This window comes from Pandoraea nosoerga, from assembly GCF_902459585.1.
Classification (GTDB): Bacteria; Pseudomonadota; Gammaproteobacteria; order Burkholderiales; family Burkholderiaceae; genus Pandoraea; species Pandoraea nosoerga.
In genome coordinates, this window is record NZ_CABPSC010000006.1 from 115013 (window position 1) to 139931 (window position 24919).

22 protein-coding genes are annotated in these 24919 nt (G+C 64.7%); 14 read left to right on the forward strand and 8 right to left on the reverse strand.

The features are described 5' to 3' along the window. Window positions 1-198 precede the first annotated feature (198 nt). Window positions 199-1560, forward strand: coding sequence for a sigma-54-dependent transcriptional regulator (locus PNO31109_RS09910; protein WP_150555445.1), 1362 nt, complete (start codon window positions 199-201; stop codon window positions 1558-1560). A 14-nt stretch (window positions 1561-1574) separates the two neighbouring features. Here PNO31109_RS09910 and PNO31109_RS09915 read toward each other — a convergent pair whose 3' ends face one another. Beyond that, entirely contained in the window at window positions 1575-2195 is a 621-nt protein-coding gene (locus tag PNO31109_RS09915) for a diguanylate cyclase (protein WP_241014034.1), read from the reverse strand. Window positions 2196-2528: 333 nt separating this feature from the next. Here PNO31109_RS09915 and PNO31109_RS09920 point away from each other — a divergent pair, with 333 nt between their 5' ends. Beyond that, window positions 2529-3095 carry a DUF4142 domain-containing protein gene (locus tag PNO31109_RS09920; RefSeq protein ID WP_174966349.1) on the forward strand — a complete coding sequence of 189 codons (567 nt, stop codon included), beginning with the start codon at window positions 2529-2531 and terminating at the stop codon, window positions 3093-3095. A gap of 43 nt (window positions 3096-3138) precedes the next feature. On the opposite strand, the gene PNO31109_RS09925 is transcribed toward PNO31109_RS09920, so the two are convergent. From PNO31109_RS09925 to gdhA, 3 genes are all read right to left on the reverse strand, one after another. After that, the gene (locus tag PNO31109_RS09925; protein WP_150555447.1) at window positions 3139-3507 is read right to left on the reverse strand and encodes a hypothetical protein; all 369 of its coding nucleotides are present in this window, start codon (window positions 3505-3507) and stop codon (window positions 3139-3141) included. Window positions 3508-3555: 48 nt separating this feature from the next. Then, complete coding sequence (locus PNO31109_RS09930; protein ID WP_150555448.1) at window positions 3556-3921, reverse strand: BON domain-containing protein; 366 nt, start codon at window positions 3919-3921, stop codon at window positions 3556-3558. Between the two features lie 369 nt (window positions 3922-4290). After that, window positions 4291-5634 (reverse strand): NADP-specific glutamate dehydrogenase, encoded by a 1344-nt coding sequence (gene gdhA / locus PNO31109_RS09935; protein WP_150555449.1) that lies wholly within the window; start codon window positions 5632-5634, stop codon window positions 4291-4293. A 15-nt stretch (window positions 5635-5649) separates the two neighbouring features. Between gdhA and PNO31109_RS22420 the strand changes: the two genes are divergently transcribed. Together PNO31109_RS22420 and PNO31109_RS09945 are read left to right on the forward strand one after the other, a co-directional pair. Beyond that, the gene (locus tag PNO31109_RS22420) at window positions 5650-6513 is read left to right on the forward strand and encodes an acetamidase/formamidase family protein (protein ID WP_442417706.1); all 864 of its coding nucleotides are present in this window, start codon (window positions 5650-5652) and stop codon (window positions 6511-6513) included. 253 nt (window positions 6514-6766) lie between these two features. Then, window positions 6767-9454, forward strand: coding sequence for an autotransporter domain-containing protein (locus tag PNO31109_RS09945; RefSeq protein ID WP_150555450.1), 2688 nt, complete (start codon window positions 6767-6769; stop codon window positions 9452-9454). Window positions 9455-9599: 145 nt separating this feature from the next. Here the strand turns inward: PNO31109_RS09945 and PNO31109_RS09950 are convergent, their stop codons facing one another. The 4 genes from PNO31109_RS09950 to dnaA all read right to left on the reverse strand — a co-directional run bounded on the left by PNO31109_RS09950 (window position 9600) and on the right by dnaA (window position 16978). Continuing rightward, window positions 9600-11162, reverse strand: coding sequence for an amino acid permease (locus PNO31109_RS09950; protein WP_277396653.1), 1563 nt, complete (start codon window positions 11160-11162; stop codon window positions 9600-9602). 266 nt (window positions 11163-11428) lie between these two features. Then, window positions 11429-13906, reverse strand: coding sequence for a DNA topoisomerase (ATP-hydrolyzing) subunit B (gyrB, locus tag PNO31109_RS09955; protein WP_150555451.1), 2478 nt, complete (start codon window positions 13904-13906; stop codon window positions 11429-11431). Window positions 13907-14086: 180 nt separating this feature from the next. Continuing rightward, window positions 14087-15193, reverse strand: a complete 1107-nt coding sequence (gene dnaN, locus PNO31109_RS09960) for a DNA polymerase III subunit beta (protein ID WP_150555452.1) — start codon at window positions 15191-15193, stop codon at window positions 14087-14089. Window positions 15194-15433: 240 nt separating this feature from the next. Continuing rightward, on the reverse strand, window positions 15434-16978 hold the full coding sequence (gene dnaA, locus PNO31109_RS09965) for a chromosomal replication initiator protein DnaA (RefSeq protein WP_150555453.1): 1545 nt from the start codon (window positions 16976-16978) through the stop codon (window positions 15434-15436). 822 nt (window positions 16979-17800) lie between these two features. Between dnaA and rpmH the strand changes: the two genes are divergently transcribed. The 10 genes from rpmH (at window position 17801) to PNO31109_RS10010 (ending at window position 24881) form a co-directional block, all read left to right on the forward strand. Then, the gene (gene rpmH, locus PNO31109_RS09970; RefSeq protein WP_010806664.1) at window positions 17801-17935 is read left to right on the forward strand and encodes a 50S ribosomal protein L34; all 135 of its coding nucleotides are present in this window, start codon (window positions 17801-17803) and stop codon (window positions 17933-17935) included. 25 nt (window positions 17936-17960) lie between these two features. Next, a complete protein-coding gene (gene rnpA, locus PNO31109_RS09975) occupies window positions 17961-18440 on the forward strand; it encodes a ribonuclease P protein component (protein ID WP_150555454.1) in 480 nt (159 codons plus the stop codon). Between the two features lie 78 nt (window positions 18441-18518). Beyond that, complete coding sequence (gene yidD, locus PNO31109_RS09980; protein WP_150555455.1) at window positions 18519-18875, forward strand: membrane protein insertion efficiency factor YidD; 357 nt, start codon at window positions 18519-18521, stop codon at window positions 18873-18875. 24 nt (window positions 18876-18899) lie between these two features. Then, window positions 18900-20558 (forward strand): membrane protein insertase YidC, encoded by a 1659-nt coding sequence (gene yidC, locus PNO31109_RS09985; RefSeq protein WP_150555456.1) that lies wholly within the window; start codon window positions 18900-18902, stop codon window positions 20556-20558. Window positions 20559-20681: 123 nt separating this feature from the next. After that, window positions 20682-22085 carry a tRNA uridine-5-carboxymethylaminomethyl(34) synthesis GTPase MnmE gene (mnmE, locus tag PNO31109_RS09990; RefSeq protein WP_150555457.1) on the forward strand — a complete coding sequence of 468 codons (1404 nt, stop codon included), beginning with the start codon at window positions 20682-20684 and terminating at the stop codon, window positions 22083-22085. Window positions 22086-22304: 219 nt separating this feature from the next. Further along, a complete protein-coding gene (locus PNO31109_RS09995; RefSeq protein ID WP_150555458.1) occupies window positions 22305-22649 on the forward strand; it encodes a hypothetical protein in 345 nt (114 codons plus the stop codon). Window positions 22650-22662: 13 nt separating this feature from the next. After that, window positions 22663-23265 (forward strand): YMGG-like glycine zipper-containing protein, encoded by a 603-nt coding sequence (locus PNO31109_RS10000; protein WP_241013777.1) that lies wholly within the window; start codon window positions 22663-22665, stop codon window positions 23263-23265. 92 nt (window positions 23266-23357) lie between these two features. Further along, window positions 23358-23783, forward strand: coding sequence for a hypothetical protein (locus PNO31109_RS21910; RefSeq protein ID WP_174966350.1), 426 nt, complete (start codon window positions 23358-23360; stop codon window positions 23781-23783). Window positions 23784-24022: 239 nt separating this feature from the next. Beyond that, window positions 24023-24607, forward strand: coding sequence for an RNA 2',3'-cyclic phosphodiesterase (gene thpR / locus PNO31109_RS21915; RefSeq protein ID WP_174966351.1), 585 nt, complete (start codon window positions 24023-24025; stop codon window positions 24605-24607). Window positions 24608-24665: 58 nt separating this feature from the next. Continuing rightward, entirely contained in the window at window positions 24666-24881 is a 216-nt protein-coding gene (locus PNO31109_RS10010; protein WP_150555460.1) for a hypothetical protein, read from the forward strand. Window positions 24882-24919: the final 38 nt, after the last annotated feature.

A 24919-nucleotide genomic window follows, 5' to 3' on the forward strand; every position in this document is an offset into this window, starting at 1 on the left:
TCGACCATCAGTTGTAAATCGCAAAGGGAAGCACAGCTTAACCATAGAGAGGCCAAACATGCGAGCTAGTTACATCGATATTTTTTCTCGACCGCTGCCGCGGGATAGAAACGATTTATTGGCGCGTTCGGATCTGACTGTAATTAGATACGAAGTCTCGCACAACGATATAGTTCGTATACGAAACGCGGAGCACTTATGCCTTATGTATTGATCGTTGACGGCGACGAAACCACGCGCACGATGCTCGGCGCCGCAGCCAATGCACAACAGCTCGCGAACGATGCGGTAGCAACGCTCGCCGAAGCCCGATGCAAGATCCGCAGCAGAGTGCCGGACGTGGTGTTCATGGAGCTGAACCTGCCCGATGGCAACGGCCTGGAACTGTTCGACGCCGTGCCGCGCGGGCTGAACGTCGAGATGGTGCCGATGACGGCGAACGCCAGCGTCGAGTCCGCCATCGAGGCGCTGCGCCACGGCGCCGCCGACTATCTGCAAAAACCGATAAACGTGCAGCGTCTGGACTCGATCCTCGCGCGCGTGCCCCGCACCGACGAGCTTCGCGCGGAGATTGCCGATTTACGCGCACAACTGCAGCGTCTCGGCCGGTTCGGCCGCATGCTCGGCAGTTCGCCGGCGATGCAGAAAATCTATGAAGCCATTGCGCGCGTGGCGCCGAGCGAGGCGTCGGTGATGCTCACGGGAGAATCCGGCACCGGCAAGGAACTCGCAGCGCAGACCGTTCACGACCTGAGCCTGCGCCGCAAGGGGCCTTTCGTCGCCGTCAACTGCGGCGCGATCGCCGCGAACCTGGTCGAAAGCGAGCTGTTCGGGCATGACCGGGGCAGCTTTACCGGCGCGGATCGTCAACACAAGGGCTTCTTCGAGCGCGCCCACGGCGGCACGCTCTTTCTCGACGAAGTCACGGAAATGCCGCTGGCCTCCCAGGTCAAGTTGTTGCGCGTGCTGGAGACGGGACGCCTGACACGGCTTGGCGGCAATCAGGAAATCGAAGTCGACGTGAGAATCGTCGCCGCCACCAATGTGGCGCCCGAGGCGGCGGTCGAGCGCGGCACCTTCCGTCTGGATCTTTTCCATCGCCTTAACGTGTTCCCCATTACCATGCCGCCGTTGCGCGAGCGCGGCGACGACATCGCCATGCTCGCCAACGCGTTTCTGCACGAGTTCTCGGAGCGCAGCGGCCGCCGAATGCGGTTTTCGCAGAGTGCGCTCGACGCGCTGGGCGACTATTCCTGGGACGGCAACGTTCGCGAGCTGCGAAATCTCGTGCAACGCGCCCACATCCTCACCGAAGGCGACGTCATCGAGTCGCTGCCGCGCCCCGCCATGCTGGAGGCGGACGAAGCCATCGCATCCGACGATACGGTGGTCCTGCCGGTGGAATCCACGCTCGAAGCGCTGGATCGCGCATTGGTCAACGCCACGCTGGCGAAGTGCGGCGGCGTGAAGGCTCATGCCGCGGAGATTCTCGAGGTCAGTCTGAAGACGCTGTACAACCGTCTCGACGGCGCCCACGACGAAAAGACCGGCACCGCGTGAGGCCCGGATTCCGCTCATTGCCGGTCCGGCTGCCGGCAGGGCGCTTGGCGGGCCCGGTAGCGCAGGCAGCGAACCAGTTCTTCGCAATAGGGAATACCGGCAAGGAGGACGGCTGCCGACAGGGCGCCGGCAAGGTAGCCCGGCGATGTCGTGCTCAGCGTCAGCGAGAAGCGATCCCCGGCCGGCTCGGGCGGCAGCGCGCGCAATTGATCGAAGTTGGCGCCGATGACGAGCGTGACGGCGGTGATCGGCAGCAGTTCCAGGAAGCTGTGGACGTGCTCCTCGAACGCCGTCAGCTCGCGGCGCTGTCTCGCGTAGCTGACATCCCACAGCGCGGTGATCTCGTGCAGGATCAGGCCGAGCACCATGATCGCCATCACCGTCACGTTGATCCTGAATACCAGCGCCACCAGCAGCGGGATGCCGACTTCGAACATCTGCGCGAGATGCAGCACGGACTCGCGCGCACCCGCATTGCGCTCGATGTGCGTGCGGCGGTGGCACATCCAGTCGGCGAAGCCCGCGAGCAGCCACAACGGAATGATCCAGTAGCGGATGTACAGATCGACGAATTCCTTGACGTCCACGGCCTTGGGCGAAATGAGTCCGGAGAGTCGATGCCAAGCAAGGGACATACCCGCCGACGCCCTCGGACGGATTTCCGGTGCATTCGTGATGCATTCCCGACGTGTTGCCGATGTGGCGCGAACGGCATGGCGTGGGGGGCCCGCCGTTTCAATGCTTCGGTACAACTTTTTCCAATTTGCACCCGGTGACCCGCGTGGCGCGGCAAGAGACGCTGATTCTCCAGCACGTTCGGCCACGCGGCGCGCCCGGCATGCAACTTGCTGCGTCCGGACGTGGGCGCCACCACGGCGCCGTTCCAGACGACGGGAGACCCCATGCGAGCGAATCATCGGGTGCTGGCCGGCAACGCCGGACGATGGCGCCTTTGCGCGGGCCGCGCGATGGCGCTCGCGCTCTTGACCGTGGGTGCCTGCACCCAGAGCTTTGCGGCGGGCAGCGGGCTTGGGGCGGGCCATCGCGACGACGCGATGTCGCCGGCGACCACCGACGAGGGCCAGGCCCGCAGCGCGACGGACATGGACGGTGAATTCCTCGCCGCGGCCGTGGGCTTCAGCCGGGATCAGATCGCGGCGAGCCGCGTCATCGCGAACGAGACGGAAAACTCGGAAATCCGCGCCTACGCCGGGCGGATGAGCCTCGAGCACGAGAAGCTGGCCGAGGCGCTCCACAGCCTGGGCGCGCGGCATTCGATCCAGACGCCGGACGCGCCGCCGCGGCAGTCCGACCTCAACGAGATGGCGAACACGCAACTCGCCACCGTCGACCGGCATTACCTGTCGATCGCGGGAGCCGCCGCGCTGCGCAAGATCATTCTCGTGTACGAGGACGAGGCCAAGAGCGGTCAGATACCCGAGATCCGGAAGTTCGCGACCTCCGCGCTCACGACGCTCAATCGCGAATACGGCATGGCGCAGGCGCTCGAGAAAAAAGTCTCGCCGAAGCGGTAAGTCCGCGGGCGAGCCTGCGCCGAGGTGCGCCCCATCGGCGCCATTACGGTTTATCGTCCTCCAGCCCTTCCCATGTGGGCGTCAGCTTGGGGTCCGACATGCGCTTGCCGCGAGGCTGCGTGCGCGCGCGACGCTCGACCTCACTGTCGTCACCAGTTGTCGACAGACCGTCGGAGACAGGCTCCACCGGCGCGTATTCGTCGCACTCGTGATGCGCTGGCCAGTAGCCGTTGCCTATGCGTCCGTGGTGCGTGCCGATCGTCTCTTCATCGCCGTCTTCGTGAAGCAGCCGATAGTCGATGCGCTCGTCCTCCGAGGGCGTGGCGTCGTGGGGGTCATGGGACACTGGCGCCCCGCGCCCACCGTGGGTATCACGGGTCTCGCGAGCGTCGTCCGATGTCGGGCGATTCATGGGCGTTCTCCCTCGCAATATGGGTCGGTTCGCGGGCGGCGGCGGGCGTCAGCCGCCGATACCGATGTTGCAAACGACGTCCGTGACGCCGGGAATGGCGCGAATGGTGCGCATGAGCTCGTCGCGCAAATCGGCGTGAGCGACCCATCCGTCGAGCGTGACTTCCCCGTCCGAGAGCTTGAACGTGACAAACGCATAGCGGCCGTCGGGCGGATCGCGCAGCGCCTCGCTCACGCGCGACTGGAGTCGGCCGAATTCCGGCGCCCCCTGGCCGCCGGGGCCGATATCGCCGCTCGGATGCTGCGACGAGGAGTGCGTCATCGGGGTCGGTCCGCCGTCTCCCGACGAGGTGGTGCTGCGCGGGTCCCCCGGCTCGTCGGGAAGTAGATAGCCCTTCTTGCGTGGATTCGTCATGATGGTCGTGCTCCAGAGAATGCGTCGGGTCGCTGCTTTGGTGATGCCAGCAGTTTCCGTGCCGAATCCTGGCGCACGCGCGGACGCGGCATGACAGCCCGTCTGCCGCGAATTTTCTGCATATCGTTGTAATTCCGCGTGGCCGCCGAGCACCGCACCTGGCGCCGCCGGACGCGCGCCGCCCTGGAACGGCAATTGCTCGGGAAACGATAAGGTTCATGCAACAGATGGGACACCGCGATACCGCACGTGGAGGCTCCCTCTTTCCGCCGCTGCGTCGGCGGTTTTTTTTACCCGGCGCCGGGGCGAGTCGCTGCCCCGCGCCAGGCCGGCCGAGCCGGTCCGGACCGGCGGCTTCGCGCCGTTCCCTCAGATCACGCCTTGCGCCAGCATGGCGTCGGCCACCTTCACGAAGCCGGCAACGTTGGCGCCGCTCACATAACTTACCGAGCCGTCGGCGCGGCGTCCGTGGTGCACGCACACCTCGTGGATGCTGCGCATGATGTCGTGCAGGCGCGCATCGACCTCCTCGCGCGGCCACGAGATGCGCATGGCGTTCTGGCTCATCTCCAGCCCCGACGTGGCAACGCCGCCGGCGTTGCTCGCCTTGCCCGGCGCGTACAGAACGCCGTGGCCCTCGAAGCGTTTTGCCGCCTCGTTGGTCGAGGGCATGTTGGCACCTTCGGCGACGCAGATCACGCCGTTGGCGATGAGCGTTGCGGCATCGTCGTCGTTCAGCTCGTTTTGCGTGGCGCAGGGCAGTGCGACGTCGACCGGCACGTGCCATGGCCGCCGGCCCGCCAGGAAGGTGAGACCGGTGCGCTGCGCGTAGTCGCTCACGCGGCCGTAGTGATGATTCTTCACGTCCATCAGCTCGGCGAGTTTCTCCGGCGTGAAGCCGTCCTCGTCGACGACCGTGCCGCTTGAATCCGACACCGTGACGACCTTGGCGCCGAGCGCCATGGCTTTTTCGACGGCGTACTGCGCGACGTTGCCCGAGCCGGACACGCTCACGCGCAGGCCGTCGAAGCCGCGACCGGAACGCCTGAGCATTTCTTCGGCAAAGTAGACGGTGCCGTAACCGGTGGCTTCCGGACGAATCAGCGAGCCGCCGAAGGACAGGCCCTTGCCGGTAAATACGCAGTCCGCGCGATTCGAGAGTTTTTTCATCATGCCGGCCATGAAACCGACCTCGCGAGCGCCGACACCGATGTCGCCCGCGGGCACGTCCGTGTCGCTGCCGACGTGGCGGAACAGCTCCGTCACGAACGCCTGGCAGAAGCGCATGACTTCACCGGGGCTCTTGCCCTTCGGGTCGAAATCGGAACCGCCCTTGCCGCCGCCCATGGGCAGCGTGGTGAGCGCATTCTTGAAGGTCTGCTCGAACGCGAGGAACTTGAGGATCGACAGGTTGACCGACGGGTGCAAGCGCAGGCCGCCCTTGTACGGGCCGATGGCCGAGCTGTGCTGGATGCGGTAGCCGCGATTGACTTGCACGTCGCCATGATCGTCGACCCACGACACGCGGAACATGACGATGCGCTCGGGTTCGACCAGGCGGTCCAGCAGGCCGTGCTCGGCATACTTCGGATGCTGCGAAATATAGGGCCACAGGCTTTCCATCACCTCCGTGACAGCCTGCAGGAACTCCGGTTGACCGGGATTGCGCTCGGCGGTGGAGCGCAGGAACTCGTCAAGTGACTGATATTTCATTTCGGAGGCCAATCAATGGCGCTTGTTCTTGGGGGGAACAGCATTTTGCACCATTTATGGGCGCCAGTACGGCAAAAATACGGAAATTCCGATGGGGCTTTCGGCAGGTTGTGCTGCGATGGCAAGTCGTGCAAAGGGAAATGCATAACGCTGGCAATTCCGCGCCCCTCCGTGCCACGCATTGCCTGTACCTATGACTGGACCGGCGGCTTCATCAAGAACGACGACAGCGCCGACGACGTGCGCGACATCGATCTGTCGATCGTCCATTTCCTGTCGGGTCCGGTGGGTGTGCGCGGCGCGAAACCGGGCGGTCTGCTCGTGGTCGATCTGCTCGACATTGGCGCCAGGCCGGACAGTCAATGGGGCTTCAACGGTTTCTTTTCGAAGACGAACGGGGGGCGGGTTTCTGACCGAGCACTTCCCGCACGCGCAAAAATCGATATGGGATTTCCACGGGCTGTACACGAGTTCGCACCATGTGCCCGTGTGAGCTTTGCGGGAATGATTCACCCCGTGCTCATCGGCTGCCTGCCCGCCCCCAAGTTGCTCGAGATGTGGAACGCGCGCGAGACCGGGCTCATCGCCACGGCGCCTGAGCGCGTGCCGCCGCTGGCGAATCCGCCGTTTGCCGCAACGCGAGCGCAGGCGTATTCGATCCTCGGCTGCGCGCCGGTGCACGGGCATATTAGCCTCAGGCGAGCGGCCGGGCGCCCCTGGATGATCAGTCACCAGTCGTCCGGCCGAAAAAAACCGCCTTGCAGTCACGCCCCGTGGTCGAGAGACGCATGGGGCTTTTTTTGCACTGCTATATTTGCACGGCGATACGAAGCCGATGACCGCGCGGGCCGGTACGGCAGCCGCGACAAACGTGTATAAAGGCGCATAAAGGCGCGAAAAGCCTCGGTGATGACCCGCAACGAGGCTCGCGGGATGACCGATGTGGCCCGCATGGCGCTTGACGCGGGATTGAAGCTTTTTTAACCTTTCGCGCAACTTGCCTGCGTTGATCAGCACTAGAAAACATTCATCGAACGGCAACGGTCTGGGCGTATACCAGGACACGGCAGCGGCGGCACCTCGTCGGCGCCGGTCGCGACGTGAGCGAAGTCAGCAAATCGGGGAAACAAGAATGAATATTCGCGGCGGACTGCCCGCGTCCTGGCGCAACGGGGTTCGCGCCTTGCTTGCCGTACTGATGTTTTCGAGTGCGCCATCGGCCGTCGCGGCCGTGCAGCTCGACTCGGTTTCTCCCCGCAGCGGACCTTCGGCCGGCCAGACGCAGGTCACGCTGACGGGCAGCGGATTCGTCCCAGGGGCAACGACGGTGAGTTTCGGGGGCGCGTTCGCCACGAATGTCGACGTTGTCGACGCGTCGCACCTCACCGCGACCACGCCGCCACAGGCGGTGGGGCCGGCGACCGTCACCGTTGCCGTACCGGGCGAGACGACCTCGATGGTCGCCGCATACACGTTTGTGGGCAAACCGACCGTCTCGGCAGTCTCCCCGGCGTCCGGCCCCGCAACGGGCGAGACGACCGTGACGATCACCGGCACCAATTTCGTGGATGTCACCAGCGTGTTGTTCGACAGAACCCCGGGGACCAACGTAATGGTCAGCGATGGGACGAGGCTCACGGTGAGGTCGCCGCCCGGCAGTGGCACGGTCGATATCACGGTGACCTCCGCCGGCGGCACGAGCGACCTCAATGGCAACGATCGCTTCACCTACACGGCGGTGGCGCCGACACTGACGATCAATACCACCGCGCTGGCCACCGGCACCGTCGGGCAGCCGTACAATCAGCCGCTGTCCATCAGCGGCGGCACCGCGCCCTACAACTACGCCATCACCGGTCTGCCTTCGGGGTTGGGCATCTCCAATGGCGCCATTGCGGGGACGCCGACGCAAGCCGGCGGGCCCTACAACGTCACCATCACGGTCACTGACAGTTCGACCGGCCCCGGCGCGCCGTTTTCCACAACGAAATCCTTGCCGCTCACGATCAGCCCGGCGACTTCGAATCAGGTGCCGTCTGCGCCCGCCGTGCAGGCGCAGACGTCACCGAACACGCCGGTCACCATCCGCGCGACGGCCAATGCGGTGGGCGGACCGTTCACGCGCGTGGCGATCTCCACACCGCCTTCGAGCGGCACGGCCATCGTGAATGGCGAGGACATCGTGTATACACCGGGCGCGACCACGAGCGGAAACGTATCGTTTGCCTATACGCTCACCAATGCCTTCGGTACGTCAGCGCCTATCGCCGTGACCGTGGCGGTTTCGGCGGTGCCTGTGCCGGCGTCGAACCTGCAGGCGACGATCGAGGCCAACGGCATCGCCGACATCGACATCACCGGCGGCGCACTGGGCGGGCCGTTCATCGGCGCGAACGTCGTGTCGGTGTCGCCGGCCAATGCGGGCACCGCCACGATCGTCGCCACGCCGGTCGCGCCGACGGGCAACAGCTATCGGCTGCGTTTCGCGCCGGCGGCGGCCTTCGCCGGCACGGCGGTCCTCACCTACACACTGTCGAACGCCAATGCGACATCGGCCCCGGCGACGGCACGTGTCACCGTGGCAGCGCGCCGCGACCCGTCGGCCGATCCGGATGTCACGGGGCTGATCGGTGCGCAGGTGGAAGCGGCACGGCGATTCGCCACGACGCAGATCGGGAACTACAACTCGCGTCTCGAAGCACTGCACGGTACGGGACGCGCGCCATCGAGCAACGGGCTGAACGTGGTTCTGCCCAACGCGCGACGTGGGCGAGATGCGTCGCCCTGTGACGACGTCGCGGGCATTTCGGCGCGCGACGCCTGCCTGCGCGGCAACGTCAGTCCGACGGCCCTCGCCGGGACGAACGGCGCCGGGCTGGGGGGGGTGCAGGGGTTGCAGGGGTTGCGAGATGCGTCGGTGGGAGCGAGCGGTATCGGCGCGGGCGACAGCGGTGCGCCGAATCTGCCGGGGCCGCGAGCGAACGAAGACAGGCGCTTTGCGTTCTGGACGGCGGGGACGGTGGACTTCGGATTCGCAAACACCGCCGCGCAACGTTCGGGATTTCGCTTCACGACGGGCGGCGTGACGATGGGCGCGGATTACCGGTTTTCTGACCAGTTCTCGCTGGGGGCCGGCGTGGGCTACGGTCACGACTCGACCGACGTCGGCAGTTCCGGAACGCGCAGCACGGGCGACAGCTACAGCGGCGCGCTGTATGCGAGCTTCCGCCCGACCCGGGCGTTGTTCATCGATGCCGTGGCCGGGTTCGGCACGCTGAGCTTCGATTCGCGACGCTGGGTGATCGATGCGAACGACTACGCGACGGGTAAGCGCAACGGCCAGCAGTTCTTTGGCTCGCTCTCGGCGGGCTATGAATATCGCAGCGACGCGTGGTTGTTCTCGCCATACGGGCGTTTGACGGCGTCGCGCTCGACGCTCGATCAATACAGCGAGACGGGCGCCGGCCTCAATGCGCTGACGTACTTCAAGCAAAACGTGAATACGCTGTCCGGGACGCTGGGCGTGCGTGCGGGCTTCGCGAAGGCCACGCGCATCGGCACGCTCGCGCCATACCTGCGCGTCGAATTGCAGCACGACTTCAATGGGCAAAGCCTGGCGGGATTGGCCTATGCGGATCTCGCATCCAGCGGGCCGGTGTATTTCGTCCCGGGCAGTCCCTATGGAAGTGAGCGCGTGCAAATCGGCGTGGGCGCGAAGCTCAGCACTCGCGCGCTGGTGTTCGGCCTCGACTACAGCGCGACGACCGGCATGGGCGGGCTGCAGCAAGGGGTCAGATTGATGGTGACGGCGCCGTTTTGACGGCAGGCCGCAGCGCAACCGTCGCTCGTCCTGCCACTGGCCCGAAGCCCCATAGGCCGGGGGCTCATGGGACTGCTTGCCAGCATCGCCATTACGTGCCCTCGCTGTGCCTTCATTGCGCCCTCATTGCGCCCTCATTGCGCCCTCATTGCGGGCCTTCTCTGCGCAGGCTTTCGAGCGCCGCTGCGCGCGGCTGCGATTGACCAGGCGTGCGCGGCTTCGCGATCGGGAATGTCATCTCACCGTACTTCACGAAACGCGACCGGCGCACCAGTCGGTAACCCGCCCAGATCAGCAGGAACAGCGGAATGCCGATGTAAGTCGCGACCACGCCGCCCCAATCGATCCTGTCCTGCAGGAACGCCTCGTAGTTCTGGCCGAGCGTGATGATCAGGCACAGGATAAAGGCGAAAATCGGGCCGAACGGAAAGAAGGGCGACACGTATGGCAGGCCCGACACATCGTGGCCTTGTTCGACGTAGCCGCGACGGAAGCGGTAGTGGCTGATGGCGATGCCGAGCCATGCAATGAAGCCGGTCATGCCGGAGGTGTTGAGCAGCCAGATGTAGACCGCGTTCGGGCTGAACACGAACGTGAAGAAGCACAGCGCGGCCACCGCAGCCGTGGCGAGCAGCGCCCGCAGCGGCACGCCGTTGCGCGACACGCGGCTGAAGAACCGCGGCGCCTTGCCGTCGCGCGCCAGGCTGTAGAGCATGCGGGTGGCCGCGTACATGCCCGAATTGCCTGCCGACAGCACGGAGGTGAGCACCACGGCATTCATGACCGATGCCGCGCCCAACAGCCCCGCGCGCTCGAAGATCAGGGCGAAGGGGCTCACGCTGACGTCGGTGACTTCGTTGCGCAGCAGGTGCGGGTCGGTGTACGGAATCAGCAGGCCGATGACGAGGATCGCCATCACGTAAAACAGCAGAATGCGCCAGAACACCTGACGCACCGCGCGCGGCACGTTGCGCGCCGGATCCTTCGATTCTCCCGCGGCGATGCCGATGAGTTCCGTGCCCTGGAACGAGAAGCCGACCACCATCGCCACACCGATCAGGGCGGCGAAGCCGCCGGCGAAGGGCGCGTCGCCGACCGTCCAGTTGACGAGCCCGCCGCTCTCGCCACCGCGGATGATGCCCAGCAGCATCATCACGCCCATCGCGACGAAGGCGAGCACCGCGACGACCTTGATCAGCGCGAACCAGAATTCGGCTTCGCCGAAACCGCGTGCGGATAGCGCGTTGAGCCCGAAGGTGATGGCGAGGAAGAGGGCGCTCCAATAGACGCCGGGCACGTCCGGGAACCAGTACGCCATGACGAGCTGCGCGGCGACGAGATCCACCGCCACGGTGACGGCCCAGTTGTACCAGTAGTTCCAGCCCAGCGCGAAGCCGAAGCCCTCATCCACGTAGCGCGCGCCGTAGGTGGAGAAGGAGCCGGACACGGGCATCGCGGCGGCCAGCTCGCCGAGGCTCGTCATCAGAAAGTAGACCATGACGCCGATCAGCACGTAACCGAGCAGCGCGCCGCCCGGCCCCGCCTGGGCGATGGTGGCGCCGGAGGCGACGAACAGGCCCGTTCCGATGGACCCGCCCACCGCAATCATTGTCAGGTGTCGCGCCGACAGCGCACGGCGCAATTCGGACGGAGCCGATGCCCCGGCTTTTCCGCCCTCGGGGTGCGGGTCGTGTTCCGATAGTGTCAAAGTTGTTTTCCTTAAGAGCTGATATGCGTCACGCGGCGCCGCGACCCAGGCGACCGCGTGATTTTCATGCCTGGTTCGAGAGGGGCGGCTTCCAAATCGAGATACGAAAAAAGGCCTTAAACATCAAGGCCTTTGTCGGTTCCTGTCTCGCTTTGCGTGTGACTTCGTTGCGACGCTGCGCGGTGGTGCATCGTTGTCACCGCGATGTCGTCGGGCCGCAAGACCGTGGCGCCAGGCAGGGAGCCGCTGGCGCCAGGCGGGCCCCATCAAACGTCAATATTCCCCGCTCGCAGCGCATTCGTTTCGATGAATGCGCGGCGCGGCTCGACGTCGTCGCCCATGAGCGTGGTGAAGATGCCGTCGGCAGCAATTGCGTCTTCGATCTGCACGCGCAGCAAGCGGCGCACCGCCGGGTCCATCGTGGTCTCCCACAACTGCTCCGCGTTCATCTCGCCCAGACCCTTGTAGCGCTGCTTCGAGACGTTGCGCTCCGCATCGGCCATCAGCCACTTCATCGCCGCCTTGAAGTTCGTCACCGGCTGCGAACGCTCGCCACGCTTGATCGTCGCACCTTCGCCGATGAGCCCCTTGAACGTCTCGGCCGTCTTCTGCAACTGGGCATAGTCTGCCGTCTGCAGGAAATCCTGATCGATTACCGTCACCTTCACGTTGCCGTGATGGCGACGCTCCACGCGCAGCGACGGCATCGGATCCGCATTCTCGACGTCTTCCATCACCGCCGTGATCGTGATCTCCGGGGCGAGCGGATCGTCGCTCAACGCCGCTTCCAGCGCCTTGGCCGATGCCTGCGCCGACGCCTGCGTGTCGAGGTTGATCTCGACGCCTTCGGTCACTGCCTGCAGCACGGACGCCTCATACACGCGGCTAAGACGCTCGATCACGCCATCCGAGAGCTGGTAGCTGCGCGTGAGCTCGCCCAGCGCGTCGCCCGAGATCGGTGCGGCGCCCGCCGACGGCGTGAGCTCGGCATTGTTGAGCGCCAGCTTCAACATGTACTGGCCCAGTTCGGCCTCGTCCTTGATGTAGCGCTCGTCCTTGTTGTGCTTGATCTTGTAGAGCGGCGGCTGCGCAATGTACACGTAGCCGCGCTCGATCAGCTCGGGCACCTGGCGATACAGGAACGTGAGCAACAGCGTGCGGATGTGCGCGCCGTCCACGTCGGCATCGGTCATGATGATGATCCGGTGATAACGCAGCTTGTCGATGTTGTAGTCGTCCTTGCCGATACCGCAACCGAGCGCGGTAATCAGCGTCACGATCTGCTCGCTCGAAATCAGCTTGTCGAAACGCGCCTTCTCGACGTTGAGCACCTTGCCGCGCAACGGCAGAATCGCCTGGAACTTGCGGTCGCGACCCTGCTTCGCCGAGCCGCCAGCCGAGTCGCCCTCGACCACGTAGATTTCGCACAGCGCGGGATCCTTCTCCTGGCAGTCCGCCAGCTTGCCGGGCAGGCCCACGCCGTCGAGCACGCCCTTGCGGCGTGTCATCTCGCGCGCCTTGCGCGCCGCGTCGCGCGCACGCGCGGCCTCCACGATCTTGGAGCAGATGATCTTTGCGTCGTTCGGCGTCTCCTGCAGGAACTCCTCGAGCGCCTTCGCCACATACTCCTCGACCGGCGCGCGCACTTCGGACGACACCAGCTTGTCCTTCGTCTGCGACGAGAACTTCGGCTCCGGCACCTTCACCGACAGCACGCACGTCAGACCCTCGCGCATGTCGTCGCCCGTGGTCTCGACCTTGGCCTTCTTCGCCAGCTCGTTCTCGTCGATGTACTTGTTGATCACGCGCGTCATCGCCGCACGCAGACCGGTCAGGTGAGTGCCGCCGTCACGCTGCGGAATGTTGTTCGTGAAGCACAGCACCGTCTCGTTGTAGCTGTCGTTCCACTGCATCGCGACTTCCACGCCGATACCGTCGCGCTCGCCCGTCACGTGGAAGATGGTCGGGTGCAACACCGCCTTCGACTTGTTGATGTACTCGACGAAGCCCTTCACGCCGCCGCCGAATGCGAAATCGTCTTCCTTGCCCGTGCGCTGATCCGTCAGGCGAATCCGCACGCCGTTGTTCAGGAACGACAGCTCGCGCATGCGCTTGGCGAGAATGTCGTAGTGGAATTCGACCTTGCCGAAGATCGTCTCGTCGGCCAGGAAATGCACCTCGGTGCCGCGCTTGTCGGTGTCGCCCAGGATCTTGAGCGGCGACGTCTCGACACCGTCGATCACCTCGATCTCGCGGTTCTGCGGCACGCCACGGTGGAACTCCATGAAGTGTTTCTTGCCGTCGCGACGAACGGTGAGCTTCAGATACGTGGACAGCGCATTGACGCACGACACGCCCACGCCATGCAGACCGCCGGACACCTTGTAGCTGTTCTGATCGAACTTGCCGCCCGCGTGCAGCTCCGTCATCACGATTTCCGCCGCGCTGCGCTTGGGCTCGTGCTTGTCGTCGAACTTGATGCCCGTGGGAATGCCGCGGCCGTTGTCTGTGACCGAGATGGAGTTGTCCGCGTGGATGATCACGTGGATGTCATCGCAATAACCGGCCAGCGCCTCGTCGATCGAGTTGTCCAGCACCTCGAACACCAGGTGATGCAGGCCCGTGCCGTCCGACGTGTCGCCAATGTACATGCCGGGACGCTTGCGCACAGCCTCCAGACCTTCGAGGATCTGGATGGAGGCTGCACCATAGCCGCTTTCGGCCTGCTTTTGCTGTTCGCTCATGACAATCTTCCGGTTACTGCGTCATTTCTGACGAATTACTGCTTCATGACCTGCCACCTCCCGCGCGCTTTTGGCGCCCCGAAGGCGGCTTATCCCGCAAAAGGATAATTCTCTAGAAACGCCAAAGGGGCGCTCGGCCCCTTCGCGCGTATATGGCGGCGCGTATGGCGGTGTGTCCGCTCAAATGCGCATCGGCATCACGACATACTTGAACTCGTCGTTATCCGGCAAGGTGATCAACGCGCTCGAGTTCGCATCTCCGAGGCTCACCTTCACCTGCTCGACCTTCAGGTTCGACAGCACGTCGAGCAGATACGTCACGTTAAAGCCGATATCCACCGACTCGCCCGTGTAATCGATTTCGATTTCTTCCTGCGCTTCTTCGTTTTCGGTGTTGTTCGCGCTGATCTTCAGCAGGTTCTCGCTCACGAGGAAGCGAACGCCCTTGAACTTGTCCGACGTCACGATCGCCGCGCGCTGCAGCGAACGATGCAGTTCTTCGCGGCTGATCACGAAGCTCTTGTTGTAACCCTTCGGGATCACGCGGTTGAAGTCGGGGAACTTGCCCTCGACCAGCTTCGACACCAGTTCCACGTTCGCGAAACGGAACTTGACCTGGCTCGGCGCCACGTCGATCTGCACCGGATCGTCGATGTCCTCGAGCAAGCGCTGCAGCTCGAGAATCGTCTTGCGCGGGATGATCACTTCCTGACGCGCAAACTTCTCGCCCGCGATCGTCGTGTTGCAGTACGCCAGACGGTGCCCGTCCGTGGCCACCGCTTCGATCTTCTCGCCGTCGACGACGAGCAGCATGCCGTTCAGGTAGTAACGGATGTCCTGCTGCGCCATGGCGAAGTGCACCATGCCCAGCAACTGGCGAAACGCGCGCTGCGGCAGCGCAAAGCTCGCGGCGTAATCCTTGGCCTCGGCCACCGTCGGGAAATCTTCGGCCGCCAGCGTCTGCAACTGGAAGCGGCTCTTGCCCGCCTGCACCGTCAGACGCTTGTCCGAGAGCGAGAGCGCCACGTCGGCGTCGGGCATGTTGCGCAGAATGTCGAGCAGCTTGCGCGCGGCCACGGTCGTCGCCACGTCGTCGGCGCCGGCACCGCAGTCCGCGGTAGTCGTGATCTGCAATTCCAGATCGGTGGACAGGAACGAAATGTCCTGCCCGTGCTTGCGAATGAGCAAATTGGCCAGAATCGGCAACGTATGGCGACGCTCGACGATGCCACTCACAATTTGCAGCGGCCGCAGCAGATTGTCTCGTTGAGTTTTGACCAATTGCATATTTATCCTTCGTAGTAACTGTTAACGGGTGCCAGATTCGACTAAAAACCCGAAAATTCCCTTATCAATCAATCTTCTGCGGAAGGGATAACAGGGCGGAAAACGCTGTGGACGAGTCGGGGACGCATTGTGCGCCGACCCGCTATTGTGCCCGAAAACGTCAGTTCCCCCCAAACCGCCCTCGGCTTATCCACAGGGAGGCGGGCAACCCCGCCCGCCACCCTTCCCGGGGGCCGCCATTCATCCCTTGAGCGTCTGCTCCAGCACGTGCAACTCGTGGTTGAGCTGCGCGTCCTTGCCGCGTTCTTCTGCAATCTTGCGTACCGCGTGCAGCACTGTCGTATGGTCGCGGCCGCCGAACAACTCGCCGATTTCCGGCAAGCTTTTCTGCGTGAGTTCCTTCGCCAGATACATCGCAATCTGTCGCGGCCGCGCAATATTCGCAGGCCGCTTTTTCGAGTACATGTCGGCGACCTTGATATTGTAAAAATCCGCGACCGTCTTCTGGATGTTTTCCACCGAAATCTGACGATTCTGAACCGTAAGCAGATCTTTCAGCGCTTCTTTCGTCAGTTCGATGGTGATCTCGCGGCCGTGGAACTTGGAATACGCCAGAATCTTGCGCAGCGCTCCTTCGAGCTCGCGCACGTTCGAGCGCAGATGCTTGCCCACGAAAAACGCCACGTCTTCCGACAGCCCCACGCCTTCGGCCTGCGCCTTCTTGATCAGAATCGCCACGCGCATCTCGAGCTCCGGCGGCTCGATGGCGACGGTCAGCCCCGAATCGAAGCGCGAAATCAGCCGGTCGTCGATGCCGGTGATCTCCTTCGGGTACGTATCGCTCGTGATGATCACCTGCGCGCGGTTCGCGATGAGCGCCTCGAACGCGTAGAAGAACTCTTCCTGCGTGCGGCTCTTGCCCGAGAAGAACTGAATGTCGTCGATCAGCAGCAGATCGAGCGAATGGTAGTAGCGCTTGAACTCGTCGAACGCCTTGCGTTGATAGGCCTTGACGACGTCCGAGACGTACTGCTCGGCATGAATGTAGCGAATGCGCGGGTTCTGCTTCTCGGCCAGCAACTGGTTGCCGATGGCGTGAATCAGGTGGGTCTTGCCCAGGCCGACGCCGCCGTACAGGAACAGCGGGTTGTAGGACGTGCCCGGGTTGTTCGCCACCTGGATGGCCGCCGCGCGCGCGAGCTGGTTCGATTTACCCGTCACGAAGTTATCGAACGTGAGCACGGGGTTGAGCTTCGAGCGCTCGTAAATCGACTCCACTTCGCTCACTTGCACCGGCTCCTGAGGCGTTACTCGCCAGTTGCGCCGCACGGCCTCGGCTTCGCTCGCCTCCAGGTCGGGGCGTTCACCGTCGAGCGACGCGGCCTCGGCCGCATTGGCGCCGGTCGTCGCGTGAGCGCCCGCAACGGCAGCATGGGCCGCGGCGGCGGTCGGATTCGCGCGCGCCACGCTGGCTGGCACGGGGGCCGGAGCTGCGCTCGGCGCCGGGGCAGGCGTGGACGACGGAGCGCGCATGCCGGCCTTCGGATCGAGCACGAAGGTCACCTCGATGGGCGCGTTCCAATAGTCGGCTGCCATGCTCTGGATGCGGCTCGAGAACTGGCTCTTCACCCAATCCAGCTTGAAGCGGTTGGGCGCGCCGATCTTGAGCGTGCGCGCCTGTTCGTCGAAGTCGAGCGGCGCCAGCGGTTTGATCCAGGTGCGGAATTGCTGGGGCGTCAGCTCTTGCTCGAGTCGAGTCGCACAGTGTTGCCAGAAATCGTTCATGCAGCGTGTGTCCAGGGTGGCGCGGGGTCGCCCGACCGTATTGGTTCTGGCCGACGCTCCATCCGTCACATCCCGATGTCTCGGATATGGGGGCAAAACGTCGCAAACCAAGCCGGCCGCCGCCGTCTCGGAGCACGGCGAGACGGGCAAAACGGCCGGAGTCGGGTCGAACCGACGGCGCAGTGCAGACGTCCGGCACCCGGCCGGCCACGGCGCGTCGTTCGGGTTTCGTGTCGCGCGCTCGGCCGGCTTGTCGGCGCGCGCAGACGACAAAACCCGGCGCGCTATCCACATGGCGGCGTCACCGGTACTCTGCTGGGAAAATTGTGATGGGGGATTTTACCGCCAAAGCTTGCGCAAAGCGAGTTATCCACAGGAATGCCCACAGCATTGGCGTTCGCGGGCGGCTGAGCCGCGTTAACCCGCCCGTGTTCGCGCGTTCACTGCGCAAATCCCCGGCAAACGCGAGGTTTTGCCGCGGCCTGTGGAATATCTCACCAATTTCCGGTTTATCCACCGGCCGATTGTGATGGTGCGGCCACTTTCAGCCATTATCCACAGCCGCAGGCCCGTGCCATGGCCGATCCGCGACAACAATGGCGCGGATCGCGTGCGCGCGTCTTGCGCGCAATGGCTAACCTATTGACACACAACGGAAAAGCCGATTAAATAGCGGGTTCGTTAGAAAGACAACCGGATTCCTATCCAACTCCCGACGGCTGGGTCGCGCGTGAAAGTCCTTGAATTTGCAGGTTTTCACGGTGTCCATGTGGCGTTTCACGATGCTGCTGCGCGGGAATTTTTTCACACAGTGAGTGCATCATGAAACGTACTTTTCAGCCTTCCGTGACGCGCCGCAAGCGCACCCATGGCTTCCTGGTCCGCATGAAGACCCGTGGCGGCCGCAAGGTCATCGCCGCTCGTCGCGCCAAGGGCCGCAAGCGCCTGGCCGTCTAAAACGCGGTTTCGGTCGTACCGCGGTTTGCGCGTCAAATCCGCAAGGCGCGAAGTCCCGGCACTGGGGTTTCCCAAAGCTGCGCGACTTCTCAAAACGGATGAGTTTTCATCCGTTTTTAGTTTGCGCCCCCTGCGTCGCAGCGCGCATTTCGTGTTGTATATGCGCCGGCGTGACATTGCGCCGGGCACCCCTGAAGATACCGATGCCACGCCTCAAGAGGGCCGCATCGGTATCGTCGTCGGCAAGAAGCACGCCCCCCGCGCGGTCACCCGCAACCTGATCAAGCGTCAGGCTCGCGAGATGTTTCGCCAGCGCCGCGCCAGTCTGGCCGGTTGGGATTTCGTGCTGCGGCTGACGCGGCGCTTCGACAAGGGGACGCACACGGCGGCGGCAGCGCCGGTGCTCAACACGCTGTGCCAGACCGAATTCAAGCAGCTCTTCGACGCGGCGGAGAAAGCCGCCCGCAAGAGTCGCGCGACCGACGACAAGACGGAAGGTAATTAGTCCTCACACGGTAGCGCCCGACCCCGGGCATGCGCCGCCCACCCGGCCACCTCGGCCGGACTGACAGGCGGAATCGAGATGCGAAGCGTGCTGTTGTTGCTCCTGCGCGGTTACAAGCTGGTGATCAGTCCCTGGCTGGGGAACCGTTGCCGCTTTCATCCGAGCTGCTCCGACTACGCACGCGAGGCCATCATCGAGCACGGTGCCGGTTACGGCACTTATCTCGCGGCCAGGCGTCTATGCCGCTGTCATCCGTTTCACCCCGGTGGCTTCGATCCCGTGCCGCCGGCTCGACACGTCTGTCACGCTTCCGACCCCATCGCCGAAGGCGCCCCGAAGGGCGCCGGCAGCGACGCGTCGCGAGCAGGGCAGGCCGTCCCGTCCAGGCCCGCGGCCGCATCGGCAGTTACGCGCCGCGCGCCGGGCCATTCCTGAGTTCCGTCCACCACGAGTTACCGCATGGACATCAAACGCACCGTACTCTGGGTCATTTTCGCGCTGTCTGTCGTGATGCTTTTCGACAACTGGCAACGCGCCAATGGCCATTCGTCGCTGTTCTTCCCGACGCCCGAGGTCTCGACCCCGGCCGCCACGGGCGGTAACAAGGCGCCGGCCAACGACCTGCCGCAAGCCGCCGCCGGCAACACCGCCGCCGCAGGCAACGCGCCGGGCAATGCGCCTGCCGCCGCCACTGCGCAGAAGGTGCGCATTACGACCGACGTCTACGAGGCCGACATCAGCACGCAGGGCGGCACGCTGTCGTTCCTCGCGCTCACGAAGTGGCCCGACGCCGAAGAAGCCGACAAGCACGTGGTGCTGTTCGACAACACGCCGAGCCAGCAGTACTTCGCGCGCACCGGTCTGATCGGCGGCGACTTCCCGAACCACAACGACATCTTCACGCTGGTGCCGGGACCGACCACGATGACGGGCGACACGCTGACCGTGAAGTTCGAGTCGCCGGTCAAGGGCGGCCTGCAGCTCGTGCGCGCCTACACGTTCCATCGCGGCAGCTACGTGATCGACGTGGCGAACACGATCGTCAACAAGACCGACGCACCCATCAAGCCCACGCTGTACATGGAGCTGGTGCGCGACGGCCGCGAGATCAGCGGCGCGAAGTTCTCGCATACGTTCACGGGCCCGACGGTCTACAGCAGCGACGAGAAATTCCAGAAGATCACGTTCAGCGATATCGACAAGGACAAGGCCAAGTACATCAAGCAGTCGAACGACGGCTGGATCGGCATGGTGCAGCACTACTTCGCCACTGCGTGGATTCCGAAGGAAGGCGCCGCGCGCGAGAACTACATCGGCAAGCTCGACAACGGCCTGTATCGCGTGGGGGTGAAGGAGCCGCTCGCGAGCATTCCGGCCGGCGGCACCGAGACGGTGGACGCCCGCCTGTTCGCCGGTCCGCAGGAAGAGCACATGCTCGAGCAGATTGCGCCGGGTCTGGAGCTCACGAAGGATTACGGTTACTTCACGATCCTCGCCAAGCCGCTGTTCTGGCTGCTCTCGAAGCTGCACGCCCTTATCGGCAACTGGGGCTGGGCGATCATCGCCGTGACGGTCATCATCAAGCTGGTGTTCTTCCCGCTGTCGGCCGCGAGCTACAAGTCGATGGCGCGCATGAAGGAAATCACGCCGCGCATGCAGGCGCTGCGCGAGCGCTACAAGAGCGACCCGCAGAAGATGAACGCGGCCCTCATGGAGCTGTACAAGACCGAGAAGGTCAATCCGTTCGGCGGCTGTATTCCGATCCTGATCCAGATTCCGGTGTTCATTGCGCTGTACTGGGTGTTGCTCTCGTCGGTGGAAATGCGCGGTGCGCCGTGGCTGGGCTGGATTCACGACCTCTCGACGCAGGATCCGTACTACATCCTGCCGGTGCTGATGGCCGTGTCGATGTTCATCCAGACCAAGCTGAACCCGACGCCGCCGGATCCGATGCAAGCGAAGATGATGATGTTCATGCCGCTGATTTTCTCGGTCATGTTCCTCTTCCTGCCGTCGGGCCTGGTGCTGTACTACGTGGTCAACAACACGCTGTCGATTGCCCAGCAATGGTCGATCAACCGCATGCTCGGCACCAAGAAGGAAAAGAAGGCGGCGTGACGATCCCGTCACCGTCTGCCTGAATGCAGCAAAGCGCCGCCCGCGGGTCTCTCGCGGGCGGTTTTGTTTGGTGCGTGTCAAAATGAACGCCTGTTTTTCGACGAATCCCCGACGAGCCGTTTCATGAGCGCCACAGCCCCGTCCGCCCCGTCCGCCCCGATCGCCGCCATCGCCACCGCACCCGGACGCGGCGGGATCGGCGTCGTGCGCGTGTCTTTCGGCAAGCATCGCGGCGAAGCGGTGCAACGCGTCATCGCGCGGCTCGTCGGTCAGCCGCTCAAGCCGCGTCATGCGTCGTATCTGCCGTTTCTCGATGCCGCCGGCGAGGCGCTCGATCGCGGCATCGCGCTGTACTTTCCCGGTCCGAACTCCTACACCGGTGAGGACGTGCTGGAGCTGCAGGGACACGGTGGTCCGATCGTGCTGCAACTGCTGCTGCAGCGTTGCATCGACGAAGGCGCCGAGCTCGGCGTGCGTCTGGCCGAGCCGGGCGAATTCACACACCGCGCCTTTCTGAACGACAAGCTCGATCTGGCGCAGGCCGAAGCCGTGGCCGATCTCATTGAAGCGAGCACCGAGGCCGCGGCGCGCTCGGCGAGCCGCTCGCTCGACGGCGCGTTCTCGCGCGAGATCCATTCGCTGGTGGATCTGGTGATCCATCTGCGCATGCTGGTCGAGGCGACGCTGGATTTCCCCGAGGAAGAGATCGATTTCCTCGAAGCCGCCGATGCCTTCGGGCAACTCGAGCGCATCCGCACGCAGTTGGCGCAGGTGCTGTCGCAGGCCCGCCAGGGCGCGCTGCTGCGCGAGGGAATCAACGTCGTGCTCGCGGGGCAGCCCAACGTCGGCAAGTCGTCGCTGCTCAATGCGCTGGCCGGCGCGGAGCTGGCGATCGTCACGCCGATTGCCGGCACCACGCGCGACAAGGTGCAGCAGACCATTCAGATCGACGGCATTCCGCTGCACATCATCGACACGGCCGGGCTGCGCGAGACGGAAGACGAAGTCGAGCGCATCGGCATCGCGCGCAGTTGGAGCGAGATCGCGAAGGCCGACGCCGTGCTGCATCTTCTGGACGCGCGCACCGGGCTGACACCGGAAGACGAGGTCATCGCCGCGCAATTGCCGACGCTCGTGCCTGTCGTGCGCGTGTACAACAAGACCGATCTGGCGGGAGCGCCCGCAGCGGTCTTGCCCAAGGAAGGCGCCGCGCCGCTCGGCGTGCGGCTCTCGGCCAAGGGCGGGCAGGGGATCGATCTGTTGCGCGCGGAGCTGTTGAAGATCGCGGGATGGCAGGCGGGCAACGAGGGCGTGTTTCTCGCGCGCGAGCGTCATCTCTCGGCCTTGCGCGCCGCGCGCGAGCATATCGAGCTGGCGCACGCCCATGCGCGGCAGAACGCCAGCGCGCTCGATCTCTTCGCCGAAGAACTGCGGCTCGCGCAGGAGCAACTGAGCACCATCACCGGCGAGTTCACGTCGGACGACCTGCTCGGCGTGATTTTCAGCCGGTTCTGTATTGGGAAGTAACCCCCCGCCTTGAAGCCCCTTGAAGCGCCTTGAAGCGCCTTCAACAGCCTGCAAGCGCCACCCCGCAAACGTAATGCTTTGAAACACTTCTCACGGCCGCCGTAATTGCTCCCCGGCAAGCGCGGGCCTAGACTCGGAGACGTCGGATCCCGGGCGGCGTCTTGTCACATTCATCCCGTTTGCGGCGCGCCCCGGGACCCGTTTTTCGAGGTCTGTGTCGTGAAACGTCTTCCTGTTGTTTTCGGCTTCGCGGCCGTAGCCGCCGCGATGGCCAGCGGCAGCGCCTTTGCCTGGCATGGCGGCGGGGTGCGCGTGTGGGTCGGGCCCGGCTACTACCCCGCCTATCCCTATTACGCGCCGGCGCCTTACTACGCGCCGCCGCTCGTCGTGGTCCCGAGCCAGCCGCAGCAGTACATCGAGCAACCACAACCGGGCGCGCAAGCCGACCAGCCCGGCGCCAACGGCGACACCTGGTACTACTGCGAGAAGGCCAAGGCCTACTATCCCTACGTGAAAACGTGTCCGGCCGGCTGGCGCGAAGTTCCCGCGCAGCCGATCAACTAGGCGGGAGACGCCCATGACCCTCGCATCACCGCGGCCCGTCGAGCGCCGCTCGCTGCACCGCGTCACCCGCGCGCGCCGCTTTGCACCCGCGCCCCTTGCCCTCGCCATTGCCATTGCGATTGCCACCGCCGCGCTGGCCGGCTGCGCCGTCGTGCCCGCCGGGCCCAGCATCATGGCATTGCCGGGCACGGGCAAATCGTTCGACCAGTTCCGCCAGGATGACTTCAATTGCCGCCAGTTCGCCTCGGGCCAGAACAACGGTCAGGATACCGCCACGGCGGCCAACAACAGTGCGCTGGGCAGCGCCGTGCTCGGTACCGCAATCGGGGCGGCAGCCGGCGCGGCCTTCGGGGGCGGCTCGGGCGCCGCCATCGGCGCCGGTGCGGGTCTGCTCACCGGCAGCGCCGTGGGAATGAGCAACGCGCAGTCGTCTGCATACATGACGCAAAGCCGCTATGATCAGGCCTACATCCAATGCATGTACGCATACGGCAACCGCGTGCCTGTGCGCGCAGACATGGTGTCTTCACAACCCATGCAGCCGGTGCAGCCGGTGCAGCGTTATGCACCGCCGCCGCCTCCGCCCCCGGGCTGGAAGCCGCCGCCTGGCTACTGAAAATCCCAACGAGACGCGACGCCGGCGTCGCCCCGTCCACACACGGAAGGGCCCACGCCGGCGAATGCGCGTCGCCTCGCCCGAGACACTCCATGGCCCACGATTCGACCGTCCGTCCCTCCGGTTTCGCTCCCACTTCTTACGCCACCGGCACTTCCCACCGTTTCAGCACTTCCAGCACTTCCGCCACTTCCCGCGCTTCATCGCTGCGCCGTTTGCACTGGCTGATGCTGCCCGCCGCGGCCGCAGCCGCGCTCATGCTGACACCACGCGCCCACGCACAGAACACGCCGGCGCCGACGGCGGGCGCCACCGCGCCGAGCGCCGGCGGCAACGCCCCCGCCTTCAACCCGAGCGCGGACATCTCGCGCGCCGTCTCCCGCGATACCACCGACACGGCAATCCAGAACAACTGGAACAGCATCATGAATCCGGCCAAGCCCAAGGCCGAAGAAAAACCGGCCGAAACCCCGCGGCGCGCACGTCGTGGCATCAACACCGGCGTCTCCACCAACTGACGAGCAGGGCCGCGCAACCTCCGCGCGACGCTCCCATCCACCGGAGCGGGTCGGGGCCGACGGCCGTCACAGCCGCCACGCTCGGCCCGCAGCCCGCCCTGCGCGTCGCTGCCGTGCCCCCCGGTCGCTTCCCCCTTCCGTGCGGTCGCGGCAATCGCCCACCATCGGCGCGGCTGGCATTCGCCGTATGGCACGTCTACTATGAGAATCACCAGCAGGCTCCACTCCCTGGTGTTCTCATGCGACTCTTCCTTGCCCTGTGGCCGGGGCAGGGCGTGCGCGCGCAGCTTCACGAATGGGCCGTATCGGCCCATGCGGAATGCGGCGGCCGTGTGCTGCGCGCCCAGACCCTGCACCTGACGCTCGCCTTTCTCGACGAGGTCGACCCCACTCGTCTGCCGGTGCTGCTCAGGTTGATGCAACGCACCCCGCTCGCGCCGTTCTCGCTCACGTTCGATCATCTCGGCTATTGGTCGGATCGCAAGATCGTGTGGGCGGGCGCGGCCGGCGTGCCGGAAAGTCTCGTTGCCACGCGCGACGCCCTGCTCTCGCAGTGGCGTGCGACCGGCGCGCGCGTGGTGACGCAATCGTTCCGTCCGCACGTCACGCTGCTGCGCCATGCGCGATGCGCGCCCGAAGACCCCTATCCGCGGCCCGTGACCTGGCACTGCGACGGCTACGTGCTCGTGCATTCGGTGCGCACCCCGCGCGGGCCGCACTATCGCGTGCTGGCGGAGTATCGCGGCGCGCCCCCCGAAGGCTTTTTCACCGCTGCCGCCCAGAAATCGACGATCCCCGCAGCGCAATACGGTATAGTCGGATGACGATGAGCGCCCCCGCCGGGGCGCGCATCGGTTCTTCGTCATTCGCAGGGAGTTTCAAGTGCAAGTCGGATCGATCGTCAAATCCAATCACATCGCAGTGCCGCGCGGCGCCATCGGCATCGTGACGCGTGTGCTGGGCGACATGGCGATGGTGCGCTGGTACGCCGGCCAACCCGGTGCATCCCGTGAACTCAACACTGAACCGTTCTTCATTGCCGACCTGATCGAGACGGGTGACGTCATGCCTGTCGGAGGCAGTCCCATCCTTCACTGAACATTCGCGCAACCCCATGCCACGGCGCCTTGGCGCCC

Bases quoted from the DNA above. Each gene is read 5' to 3' on its own strand.
- PNO31109_RS09910 (WP_150555445.1), top strand. From the start codon at position 199: ATGCCTTATGTATTGATCGTTGACGGCGACGAAACCACGCGCACGATG.
- PNO31109_RS09915 (WP_241014034.1), bottom strand. From the start codon at position 2,195: ATGTCCCTTGCTTGGCATCGACTCTCCGGACTCATTTCGCCCAAGGCC.
- PNO31109_RS09920 (WP_174966349.1), top strand. From the start codon at position 2,529: ATGGCGCTCGCGCTCTTGACCGTGGGTGCCTGCACCCAGAGCTTTGCG.
- PNO31109_RS09925 (WP_150555447.1), bottom strand. From the start codon at position 3,507: ATGAATCGCCCGACATCGGACGACGCTCGCGAGACCCGTGATACCCAC.
- PNO31109_RS09930 (WP_150555448.1), bottom strand. From the start codon at position 3,921: ATGACGAATCCACGCAAGAAGGGCTATCTACTTCCCGACGAGCCGGGG.
- gdhA (WP_150555449.1), bottom strand. From the start codon at position 5,634: ATGAAATATCAGTCACTTGACGAGTTCCTGCGCTCCACCGCCGAGCGC.
- PNO31109_RS22420 (WP_442417706.1), top strand. From the start codon at position 5,650: ATGGCGCTTGTTCTTGGGGGGAACAGCATTTTGCACCATTTATGGGCG.
- PNO31109_RS09945 (WP_150555450.1), top strand. From the start codon at position 6,767: ATGAATATTCGCGGCGGACTGCCCGCGTCCTGGCGCAACGGGGTTCGC.
- gyrB (WP_150555451.1), bottom strand. From the start codon at position 13,906: ATGAGCGAACAGCAAAAGCAGGCCGAAAGCGGCTATGGTGCAGCCTCC.
- dnaN (WP_150555452.1), bottom strand. From the start codon at position 15,193: ATGCAATTGGTCAAAACTCAACGAGACAATCTGCTGCGGCCGCTGCAA.
- dnaA (WP_150555453.1), bottom strand. From the start codon at position 16,978: ATGAACGATTTCTGGCAACACTGTGCGACTCGACTCGAGCAAGAGCTG.
- rpmH (WP_010806664.1), top strand. From the start codon at position 17,801: ATGAAACGTACTTTTCAGCCTTCCGTGACGCGCCGCAAGCGCACCCAT.
- yidD (WP_150555455.1), top strand. From the start codon at position 18,519: ATGCGAAGCGTGCTGTTGTTGCTCCTGCGCGGTTACAAGCTGGTGATC.
- yidC (WP_150555456.1), top strand. From the start codon at position 18,900: ATGGACATCAAACGCACCGTACTCTGGGTCATTTTCGCGCTGTCTGTC.
- mnmE (WP_150555457.1), top strand. From the start codon at position 20,682: ATGAGCGCCACAGCCCCGTCCGCCCCGTCCGCCCCGATCGCCGCCATC.
- PNO31109_RS10000 (WP_241013777.1), top strand. From the start codon at position 22,663: ATGACCCTCGCATCACCGCGGCCCGTCGAGCGCCGCTCGCTGCACCGC.
- PNO31109_RS21910 (WP_174966350.1), top strand. From the start codon at position 23,358: ATGGCCCACGATTCGACCGTCCGTCCCTCCGGTTTCGCTCCCACTTCT.
- thpR (WP_174966351.1), top strand. From the start codon at position 24,023: ATGCGACTCTTCCTTGCCCTGTGGCCGGGGCAGGGCGTGCGCGCGCAG.